The organism is Uniformispora flossi (genome assembly GCF_049534875.1).
Classification (GTDB): Bacteria; Actinomycetota; Actinomycetes; order Streptomycetales; family Streptomycetaceae; genus Yinghuangia; species Yinghuangia aomiensis.
Genome location: NZ_JBMULZ010000017.1, coordinates 155740 through 166319, shown reverse-complemented (window position 1 = coordinate 166319; position 10580 = coordinate 155740). Strand labels below are relative to the sequence as shown.

The following is a 10580-nucleotide window of genomic DNA, read 5'->3' as shown; positions in this document are numbered from 1 at the left end:
GGGCCGGATCCTCACAGGCCGGTCCACCGCCGCGACGTCGCGGTCAGCCGAGTTGGCCGCGGACCGCGCCGCCCGGGAACTCGCCGGTGTGGATGTTGGTGTAGAAGCCGGACGGGTTCGCGGTCAGCGCACTCACGACCTCGGGCTTGATGTTCTCGGCCGTCCCGGCCAAGCCGGTGATCGACTGGGGCAGGCCCTTGTCGGCGGCGAAGAGCATGGCGACGACATCGCCGTTCGTGCCGACCGGCGCCTGGTGCACGTGGCCGAGGGTCGGCGGCGCGACGTTCTTCCAACGGAACGCGTAGTCGACGCAGTTGCCCCACGGGCGGATCGACGTCACCGCGCTGCCGTCCCGGTCGTTGACCGGCTTGTTCTCCTTGTTCGGAACCTCCTGCGCCCCGGTCGCGTTCGCGGTGACGGTGTTGTCGGGCTTTCCGGTCTTCAGGACGGAGTTCAGGTCGAACGGCTGGTCGAGCTTGGCCAGTTGGCCACGGACCGCGCCGCCGGGGAACTCGCCGGTGTGGATGTTGAAATACCAGTTCCCGGGGTTGTTCTTGATGCGGTCGAGCAGTCCTTGGTCGGCCACCGCGACACTCCCCGTCGCCGCGTGTGAGGTGTCGGGCAGCGGTGCGGCGAAGAACGGCACGACCACCGCACCGTTCGCGCCCTGCTTCCCTTGGTGGATGTGCGCGGCGGTCGGGGCCGCCATGCCTTCCCAAGTAATTGCGAAGGCCACCTGGTTGCCCTTGATGCGGACGTACGCCGTGCCCTTCGCGTCCTTGTCGCCGACCGCTTTGCCGTCGTTGCCCGGCACTTCCTCGGCCCCGGAGAGGTGGGCCACGAAGAACGCCTCGTCCCCGCTCACCGGCTCCTCCGCTCCGGAGTTCCTGGCCTGGTCGGCAGGCGCCTGGCCGGCGTCATGACCGCCGTGGTCCATCGACGGGGCACTGGTGCCCGGGGTGTTGGCGGCGACGGGGGCATTCTGCGGGGCCGTGCCCGACGACTTCCCGTCGCCCGACGACCCACATGCGGTCAAACCGGCCATCAGGGTCGCGGTGAGGGCGATTGCGGGCAGGGTGAACCTACGTTTGGCCATGAGGGGGCTCCCGAGTCGAGGGCGCCGCGTCGGCGGCGCGTTGTCGCCTCCCCGTACGGACCGCTCCCGTGCGAGGGTTCAACGACCGCGAAATTTCTTCCGTAGGCTTCCGAACCACGTGCGAGCCAACGAAACGAGGACACGGAGTCATGAAGATCTTCTCCGCCCGGGGCGGCCGGTCGCGGGGCCGCCGCCCGGGCGATTTAGCGGAAGAGCCTTCAACCGCTTCGGATATCCCGGCCGCGCGGACAGCGCCGGAGTCCTCGGCGCCGGAGTCCTCGGCGCCGAAGCCGGCCCACGCGCCCGACGTCGTCGAAGTGCTCTACCGGCGCTACGCGGTACCCCTGCTGTCCTTCTGTCTCAAGCAGACGGGAGGCGACCGTCAGTGGGCCGAGGACGTCGTGCAGGAGACGTTCGTCCGGGCCTGGCGCAATGCCGACCGGATCGATTCCGACGAAGAAGACCGGTCGACGATGCCGTGGTTGGCAACGGTCGCCCGGCCTATCGTGATCGACGACCGCAGAGCCAGAAGTGCCCGCCCGCAGGAAGTGAACCCGGAGCCGTTGGAGTACGTACCAGCAGACGACCAGGTCGAGCCGCTGCTGCGTAGCATGGTGGTGGCCGACGCGCTGCAGTCGCTGTCGGAAGCGCACCGCGAGGTATTGGTGGAGACCGTGTTGCGCGACCGCAGCGTCAATCAGGCGGCCGAGGCCCTCGGTATCCCGGTCGGCACGGTCAAGTCCCGTGTGTACTACGCCGTGCGGGCGCTCAAGCTGGCACTTGAGGAGAGGGGGGTGGAGTCATGAGTGCACCCGTCGACCACACGGACGTCGGCGCCTACGCCCTCGGCCTCCTCGAGGCGGCGGACGTCGAGGCATTCGAGGAGCACCTGGCATCCTGCCCCCGCTGCCAGGCAGAACTCGACGAACTGGGCGGCATGCGCGCTCTGTTCGCGGATGTCGACGCCGACGCTTTCACGGCACCACCGACATCGCCGTCTTCGGTCGGGGACGGCAGCCGGTTTCGCGTGGCACCCGCATCCGCACCCGCATCCGCATCCAAGGACCGCCGGGAGTCGACCGCGGACGCTCCGACGACGGCCACCCCCACGCCCTTGACCGACCTCGACGGGCGCCGTTCGGCGAGGAACCGCACCCGCCGCCGCGCCGCGATCGGCCTCGCCGCGGCCGCGGCAGCCGCCGCACTCGTCATCGCCGGCATCGGAATCGGCGGCGGCTTCGACGACTCCCGCTCCACGCCGGCACAGGCCCAGTCGCCCGACCACGTCATGCCTACCTCCCCATCCGGACAGCTTCTGCTCACCGGTGAGCGGCACCCCGCCGACGGCTCCGCGGCGGGGCTCGACGGAGCCAACGGCTACATCGCCGTGGAAAGCAAAGGCTGGGGAAGCCACGTCGGCCTGGAACTCAGCGGCGTACGCGGACCGTTGCGCTGCTCGTTGATCGCGGTGGCCAAGGACGGCCGCCGTGAGGAGATCGGGAGCTGGTCCGTCCCGGACAAGGGCTACGGCGTTCCGTCGAACCCGACCCCGTTGACCTTCCACGGCGGGACCTCACTGCCGAAGGACGCACTCGACCACGTGGAGGTCCGTGCGGAGGACGGGCGCACGCTCCTGACCATCCCGGTCTGACCGGCGGTCCTGCGTCAGGAAAGGACGCCTGCCGGGCGGCGCGCGACCTCCCGCAGCCGGACGGCGTCCCGGCTCGGAGGCATGCCGAACTGGCGGCGGTACTCGCGGCTGAACTGGGACGGGTTGTCGTAGCCGACGCGTTGCCCGACTCCGGTGACGTCACCGGGATGCGTGGCGAGCAGCAACCGGGCCTCCTGAAGCCGGATCTGCTTCTGGAACTGGATCGGGCTCATAGCCGTCACCGCCTGGAAGTTGCGGTAGAACGCCGAAGCGCTCATGCCGGACAGACGAGCCACGTCCTCGACCCGGAACGGCTGGGCATAGTGCTCGCGAATCCAGCGTACGGCGCGCGAGACGTGGCTGAGGCTGCTGTCGGCCAAGCCCAACTGACGCACGGTCTCGCCCTGTTCCCCGGTGATCACCCGCCACAGGATCTCGCGTTTGACCAGCGGGGCGAGAACGGCGCGGTCGCGGGGTTCGTCGAGCAGGCGCAGCAGCCGGACCACCGCGTCGAGCAGCGTCGGCGAGGCGTCGCTCACGGCAATTCCCGAAGGGGCCTTGGCGCCGCCGCGAGGTGTGTCTCCGGGGCCGGCCTGCAACAGCAGTTCGGCGACCGCGGACGGTTCGAGCACGAGACCGAAGCCCAGTGCCGGATGCTCGGGCTCGACCTGGAGGAACTGCCCCGTGACAGGAAGATCGACGGAGGCGACCAGGTACTGCCCGGGCCCGTACTCGTACACCCGGTCGCCCAGGGCGAGCCGCTTGGCGCCTTGGGCGATGACCGCCAGCACCGTGCCGGACATGGCGGGCGCCGACGGCTCCGCCAGGTCGACCTTCGAGACGAGGACGCCGTCGATGGCGGTGGTCCAGTCGGGACGTGCGTGCCGGTCCAACAGGAAGCGAAGCTCGGCGAGGCTCATGCGCCCATTGCAGCATCAGCCCTCGCCCGACTCTCGCCTACACGAGGATTGTGCACGTACGCGCGAGCATCGTTCTAACGTTTCCGCAGGTCAGGGCGCTTGACTGGAATCACTTCACGCCACCGCTCCGGAAGAGGGATTCCATGAACGTCAACCCCGTCAAATCCGTCGGGTACGGCTTCAACGCCACCCTGACCGCCAAGCCCGGCATGGGCAGCCACCTCGTCGACCTCCTGCTGACGGGCCTCGACGAAGGCCGCCCGGGTGCGGACGAACACTGCATCGTCTACATCGTTTCCCGATCCGCATCCGACCCCGATGTCGTCCAGGTCACCGAGGGCTGGACCAGCGAGGTGGACCACCACCGGATCTTCGCCGGTGAGGCCGCCCAGGCCATCGTGGCGCAGGTCGCCGGACTGCTGGCCGAGGAGTCCGCGTACACCGACTACGTCCCGGTGCGCGGCAAGGCCGCCTTCTGACCCTGCCGGGTCCGCGCACATCTGTCTGCCGGCGGCCTCGGCGCTCGTCGACCCGGCCGCGCCCACTCCCCCACCCGCGAAAGGCACCTCCATGACCTCCGCACGCCCCGCTCTCGACCCCGAACTGCACGCGTTGCTCGCCGACATGCCGCTGATGTCCACGCTCGACACGGAACTGCTCGGGCAACTGCGCCCGCATTCCTCGACGCCGGTCGAGCCCCTGCTCGCCGGCCGGCAGATCGAGCGGCTCGACGCCATCGTGCCCGCAAAAGACGGCGCCCCGATCGCCTTGTCGGTCTTCCGTCCTTCCCACCCCGCCCCCGCCTCCGACCGCATCGGCTCCACCGTTCCCTGCATCTACTGGATGCACGGTGGCGGCATGGTCATGGGCGACCGCTTCTCCCAGATCGACATTCCCCTGGAGTGGCTCGACCGGTTCGGCGCGGTCGTCGTCTCGGTCGACTACCGGCTGGCACCGGAGTCCACGGGCACCACGCCCGTGGAGGACTGCTACCGCGGGCTGCTCTGGGTCGCCGAGCACGCCGCCGAGCTGGGCATCGACCCGGCCCGGATCGTCGTCGCCGGCGCCAGCGCGGGCGGCGGCCTCGCCGCAGGCGTCACCTTGCTGGCCCGCGACCTCGGCACCCCGGCGATCGCCGCGCAGGTACTCGTCTGCCCCATGCTCGACCACCGCAACTCCACGACGTCCAGCCGCCAGTACGCGCACACGCCGGGCGTCTGGACCCGCGAGATGAACGCCTTCGGATGGCGATGCCTCCTCGGCGACCTCACGGACGGTGAGGTCCCCGCGTACGTGTCCCCCGCACTGGCCGACGACCTGTCCGGACTGCCGACCGCCTACATCGACACCGGCTCCGCCGAAGTCTTCCGCGACGAGGACACCGACTACGCCACCCGCATCTGGGCAGCCGGCGGACAGGCCGAACTTCACGTCTGGGCAGGCGGCTTCCACGGCTTCGACGCCCTGTACCCCCAGGCGCGCCTGTCGGTCACGGCCCGCCGCACCCGCACCGACTGGCTGGCCCGCGTCTTGCACCCGGACGCCGCCGCATAGCCCTCGATCCGACATGAACGCCCCAAAGCTTCGCAAAACGAACACACCCAGGAGAAACACCATGAAGGTCGCCATCGTCACGGGAGCCAGCTCCGGCATCGGACAAAGCGCCGCGATCGAGATCGCCAAGCGCGGTAGCGGAGTAATCCTGACCTACGGCACCAACCGGCAAGGCGGGCTGGACACTGTCGCCACGATCGAGAAAGAGGGCGGCACCGCCGTGGCGCTGCCGCTGGACCTCGGCGCATCAGGCACCTTCACGCCCTTCCGCGACATGGTGGCCGCCGCGCTGCGCGCCACGTGGCAGCGTGACAGCTTCGACCACCTGGTAAACAACGCCGGCTTCGCACAGACGTCGTTGATTGAGGACACCACCGAGGAGTCGTTCGACCATCTCATGCGGGTGCTGCTCAAAGGACCGTACTTCCTGACCCAAAAGCTCCTGCCTCTGATGACCGACGGCGGCGCCATCGTCAACACAAGCAGCAGCTCGGCAACGGCCACGACCGGTCTGGAGCGCGGCTACGCGGCCTACGCCACGATGAAGGGCGGCGTGAACGTGCTCACCCGCTACATGGCCAAAGAATTCAGCCCCCGCGGCATCCGCGTCAACGCCGTCTCTCCCGGGTCCACCCGCACGCGAATCGGCGACGACGCCTTCGCCCGCTTCCCCGAAGTCATCCCGGCTCTCGCCGGGAGGACCGCGCTTGGCCGCGTCGGCGAACCCGACGACATCGGTTCGATGATCGCCACACTGCTTTCCGACGAAAGCCGCTGGGTCACCGCCCAGAACATCGAAGTCTCGGGCGGCTACGACCTCTAGCGGACACGCCGGCCGCGCCTGCGCCGGCTTCGGAGCGGCGACACCAGGGCGGCCCCTGCGCTGTTCGCAGGCCGTGGATGGTGACCCGGCAACGTCCCGGCAGGGCGCGGATTGGCCTGGAAGCGCCGCGCCCGCACCACCGGATCGACTGCGCACCCCCGAGCCCCAGGGACGGGATGGAGCCCGCTTGCCGGCACAGCAAAGGGAGAGAGCCTACGATGGCCGAAGCCAGCAGCCGTTATCGATGCCGTGGCGCGGCCTCCGGACACAGTTCCGCCCGGAGCGTGGTAGACAGCGTCCTGGTGCGTCTCCTCGACGAACTGCCGGAACCGGAATGAGGTAGCGGCCGTCCGAGACAACCTGAAACGGCTGGGCGGCACTGAGCCGTGCCGTCGTCGACAGGAACGGGTCGCCTTCGTCGGCGGGCACCGGCTTGCCCACCGGCTCAACGCGGCCGCCCTTCGGCACCTGAACGCGCAAGCCGGCGATCAAGGCCGCTACCTCGTCAGCCGACCGTCCTACGGGGGCCGGCTCGTCGACGCCGGGTCGGACCGAACCCTGCCTGGGGGCCCGCCACTGCCCCCGCGCCTGACGCCTGGGCGTCGCCCCGACGAACGGCCGCATCGTCACCTGGCTGTTCCGACGGCGCCTCGCCGGCCAGAGCATGGTCCGCTTCACCCGCGCACGGAACGTCGGCGGCGCGGGCGAGGCGGTCGCGTAGTCGCGTCAGCCGGTCGATCTCCGCGTCGAGCGCTGCCAGACGGCGGAGCACGGCAGCCCCCGCGGGTGACCTCGCCGGCGCTCGTGCGGCCGCCGACGGTTCGGCGGGGCCGTCGGATGCCGCTGCGGTGGCGCGGCAACGCCGTTCCGGGTCTTCCGCGAGCAGCTCCAACCGCGAGACGAAGCCGCGTGTTCGGCCGATTCCTCGCCACCGCCCCCGCCCCCCCGTTCCGGCGCGAGTCGCGCCGCGCCGTTCGCGACCACGCGCGGCCACCGTCTCCCACCGCGCTCCCGAAGGAGCTGTCACGCGAGCCGGTGGCAGTCGAACACTCTGACGCCGGTCCTGCGGCCTTTATGCGGCTGATCGGTAGTCGTTGAGCAGCCTTCCGAGGACCCTGCGATGGCGGATGCGGTCGCTCGCGGCCGGGAACGCGACCACGGCCGGGTCGTCGTTCAGGCCCGCAAGTCCAGCCCGTCGCCTTGATGGCTGCGGCGCCGGCTTTCGACCAGTCACTCGGCGGCCAACTTCTCGGCTATCCCGCGCACCCAGGCGTCGATCCCGTTCCAGTCCCGAAGTCGCCGAACCGGGCGCCGAATAGGCGGATCAACGGGGATCCGCCCAGGCGCGGCCCGGCCCCACGGCTGAAGGAAGGCGTCGGAATCCGCCCGATGATGCCGGAAGCCGTCGGAAGCCGTCCGGCCTCGGACGGCAGCGGGCAGGCATCCCCGCGCCGAGGCGCGCGGAGGCGTAGGGGTCGGGGTTCGCGCCCCGTGTGCGCCCTGCCGCGGTTGCCGGGGACTTGGCTAGCCTGGTGGGTCTGGCCGGAGGGGAGACCGGCCGGGAGGGGGATCCGCATGCGCGACGAACACCGGACCTGGCTGGCCACGATCGCCGACCTGCTCGAAGCCTTCGAGGGAAAGCCGAGCGAGGCGCGGTTCACGGACATTATGGGCCAACTCACCGCCCTCATCTCGGAGATCGAGAAGACCGGGTACGACGGCATCGAGCTGACGATCCTGCGCCTGATGCGGACGATCCTGGCCGACGAAGCTCCCGTCCTGTTCGCCGGGGCGGGTGCCGTGGTCGCCGCGGCCAAGGCGGAGTGTCGGGAACAGGTCGGCGTGATGCGTGAGTTGGTGAAGCGGCAGCCGCGCGCCGCGTTCAGCCCTGACCCCGAGGTGCGCCCCTCGTCGCCGTCCACTATCGCCACCAACACTTACCACCACGAGGGCGACTACTTCTGGCGTGCCGAAGAACCCGACAGTCGGCGCAAGTACCAGCAGCTCACCCGCGTGCTCGCCCTCATGCGCGAAGAGGGCGCGGTCTTCCTCGACCTCGGCCGTTCCGGGGCGCTGACCCGGCCCGAGCTCACGCTGCTGTGCAACGTGGCCTACCGGTACTACATGTCCAACCACTTCCTGGCCGAGCTGATCTGCAATCTCGAAGTGCTGTCGGCGAACCGGCCGCCGATGTACGCGCGGCTCATCGTCACCCAGCACCGCACGCGGGTGCACATCTCCTTCGAGGCACGCAAGGTGCCGGCCGTGGTCACCACCGGCGTGACCATCGAGCACATCACCCTGCAACTCCAGCAGGACTTCGGAATCGGGGCCGTCACGACCGCCGCGGGCGGCGTGTGGACGGTCGAGCAGCTCATGGAGATCCGCGCGGCGTTCAGCCGCATCCCGCTGTGGGATCGGGGCTCTCTGCGCAACCTCGTCCTGCTGCGCCGCAAGCTGCCCGCCACCGACGCCTTGGATGCCACCAAGACGGCGGCCAGCTACAACGGTTCGACGCACACCCTGACGGTGCTGGACCACTGCTTCCAGGACCTCAAGGCGTTCGTCGGGGGCGGGCTCGACGCCATCCCCTACACCCACATGACCGTCCTCCACGAGATCGGGCACTCCCTGGAAGTCTGGTTCCAGACGGACAAGATCCCGAACGCGGAGCGCATCAAGTCGCTGGAGGCGGAGGTCGCCCGTATCCGGAAGCGCATGGCCGAACTGGGCGAGTTCCTCAACGACAAGAGGCTGACCGGCGCCAAGCGCGACGAAGTCCAGGCCGAGTACGACGCACTCGCACGGCAGTTGCCGGACACCGAGGTCACCTGCGCCCTCACCATCGCCCGCAGCTTGCACGGCAACGGATGCCTGACCGAGTTCATTCTCAAGGTCCAAGAGCTCGGCCTCCAGCCCATCACGCGCTACTCGTGGGGTGAATGGCCTTCCAAACCCTACGAGTTCTGGGCCGAGTGCTACTCGATCTTCCTCGCGGACCCCGCCGCTCTCGAATATGTCTCCCCGCCGCTGTACCAGTGGTTCCGCTCGGGTCGCTACCGGATCGGCGGACAGGCGGCGCAGCTGGTCGGCGTCGAGCCGGCGGCCCTGACCGGGCCCCAGATCGCCGCGATCCAAGGCGTGCAGACTGCCCTGGACGCGTTCTGCTACGAACTGGAGAAGGCGGGTGGTCCGTCACCCGAGTTCATCGCCCGGCTGCGGGCCCGATATGCCGCGATGGCACCCAAGTTCGACGAGCTCGGCAAGCAACTCGCCGGCATGCAGGCGGACGTCATCGAACGCGTCGTCATGGAGAAGGCGATGGACGCACTGGCCGACGAGATCGCCGCCCGCCTCGACCCCGACGCGGCGCCCGTCGCCGACCTCGCCGTGCTCAAGGCCGCCGCCGAACGAGAGCGTGCCGCACTCGCCGCGCTGCTCAAGCCGCCGCCGCAGCCCGCCCCCGCGCCGGCGAAGCGCCTCGGCGCACGAAGCTGCATCATCACCCTGGAGCCCGGCGGGGGCAGCGTCGCGGTCGCCCCGGGGAACGCGGCATCCGGGCAGCCGCTGGCGGCACTGACGGACTGCCTGATCACCCTGCGCGAACGGGGCTTTCGCGCGGTGCGGTTCCGCGGCTGCGGCGCCCTGTCCAAGGCGGAGCTCGCGTGGCTGTGCAACGCGGCACGCCGCATCTTCGCGGAGAGCGGCGCACGGCTGGGGATGGTGGTCGATGCCACCGTCACCGGCTCCGGGCCGGGCGCCACGGTGTACTACGTACGGGTCACCTTCAGCACCAAGGGCATCCTGGTGCTGCGCCTGGTCGGCACCCGGTCGGCGGCCGGTGCGGCGGCGGCGCGGATGACGGCGGACCAGGCGCGGGAACTGCTGCAGAAGCAGTACGGGATCTCCGAGATCACCGGTGTTGACGGCGCGCAGTGGACCGCGGCCGAACTCGTCCAGGTCTGCGACGCGTTCGCACGCGTGCCGGCCGACGACCGCCCCGCACTCCGCGGCTGCCGCCTGGTCCGCAAGCACGTCCCGAACGCCCAGGCCGAGGACGCCGCCGTGGAACGCCGCCGCCGCGGCAACTTCCAACCGGACACCCGCAGCATCGTGTTCCTCGACTCGGTCTTCACCGACGACCAGGGCTTCGTCGGCGACATCGACGACCCGCGCCCGCGCAGCCACTTCCACATCGTGCGCCTGGTCGCCTATGCGGTGCTGCACCGCAGCGGCGCCGGCGTGCTGACGACCTTCGCCGGCAAGGTGGCGGAACTCGAACTCCGGCACCTCACCGACGAGTCGCAGGACGCGGGCAACGCCGACATGGCGGACTTCTTCGCGGAGGCTTACTCCCTCCGCCTCAACGAACTCCCAGTCCTGCAGTGGTTCTCCCAGGCCCTCGCCGAATGGATGGAACGCGAGGAGTACCACTGGTAGCCCCACCCCTTGGCGGTCCCGTCGTTTCCGGCCGCAGGCGCGTCCGCGTGTGCGGCCGGTCCAGTACTGCAACGGGGTGTGCTCTGTCAGGTTGGG

Annotated in this window: 8 protein-coding genes; 6 read left to right on the top strand and 2 right to left on the bottom strand. The window is 69.9% G+C overall.

Features of this window, described 5'->3' with window-relative positions; genetic code table 11:
- Window positions 1-43 precede the first annotated feature (43 nt).
- Window positions 44-1096, bottom strand: coding sequence for a CHRD domain-containing protein (locus ACPA54_RS30365; protein WP_423534596.1), 1053 nt, complete (start codon window positions 1094-1096; stop codon window positions 44-46).
- 149 nt (window positions 1097-1245) lie between these two features.
- On the opposite strand from ACPA54_RS30365, the gene ACPA54_RS30360 reads away from it, so the two are divergent.
- Together ACPA54_RS30360 and ACPA54_RS30355 are read left to right on the top strand one after the other, a co-directional pair.
- Entirely contained in the window at window positions 1246-1902 is a 657-nt protein-coding gene (locus ACPA54_RS30360; protein WP_423534595.1) for a sigma-70 family RNA polymerase sigma factor, read from the top strand.
- Window positions 1899-2747: an anti-sigma factor family protein gene (locus tag ACPA54_RS30355; protein WP_423534594.1), complete on the top strand. Its 849-nt coding sequence runs from the start codon at window positions 1899-1901 to the stop codon at window positions 2745-2747. Before ACPA54_RS30360 ends, ACPA54_RS30355 begins: the two co-directional genes overlap by 4 nt.
- 14 nt (window positions 2748-2761) lie before the next feature.
- Here the strand turns inward: ACPA54_RS30355 and ACPA54_RS30350 are convergent, their stop codons facing one another.
- Window positions 2762-3667, bottom strand: coding sequence for an AraC family transcriptional regulator (locus ACPA54_RS30350; RefSeq protein WP_423534593.1), 906 nt, complete (start codon window positions 3665-3667; stop codon window positions 2762-2764).
- Between the two features lie 143 nt (window positions 3668-3810).
- On the opposite strand from ACPA54_RS30350, the gene ACPA54_RS30345 reads away from it, so the two are divergent.
- The 4 genes from ACPA54_RS30345 (at window position 3811) to ACPA54_RS30330 (ending at window position 10484) form a co-directional block, all read left to right on the top strand.
- Window positions 3811-4146 carry a putative quinol monooxygenase gene (locus ACPA54_RS30345; protein ID WP_423534592.1) on the top strand — a complete coding sequence of 112 codons (336 nt, stop codon included), beginning with the start codon at window positions 3811-3813 and terminating at the stop codon, window positions 4144-4146.
- Window positions 4147-4237: 91 nt separating this feature from the next.
- Complete coding sequence (locus tag ACPA54_RS30340) at window positions 4238-5221, top strand: alpha/beta hydrolase (RefSeq protein ID WP_423534591.1); 984 nt, start codon at window positions 4238-4240, stop codon at window positions 5219-5221.
- A 61-nt stretch (window positions 5222-5282) separates the two neighbouring features.
- Entirely contained in the window at window positions 5283-6044 is a 762-nt protein-coding gene (locus ACPA54_RS30335; protein WP_423534590.1) for an SDR family NAD(P)-dependent oxidoreductase, read from the top strand.
- A 1575-nt stretch (window positions 6045-7619) separates the two neighbouring features.
- On the top strand, window positions 7620-10484 hold the full coding sequence (locus tag ACPA54_RS30330; RefSeq protein WP_423534589.1) for a hypothetical protein: 2865 nt from the start codon (window positions 7620-7622) through the stop codon (window positions 10482-10484).
- Window positions 10485-10580: the final 96 nt, after the last annotated feature.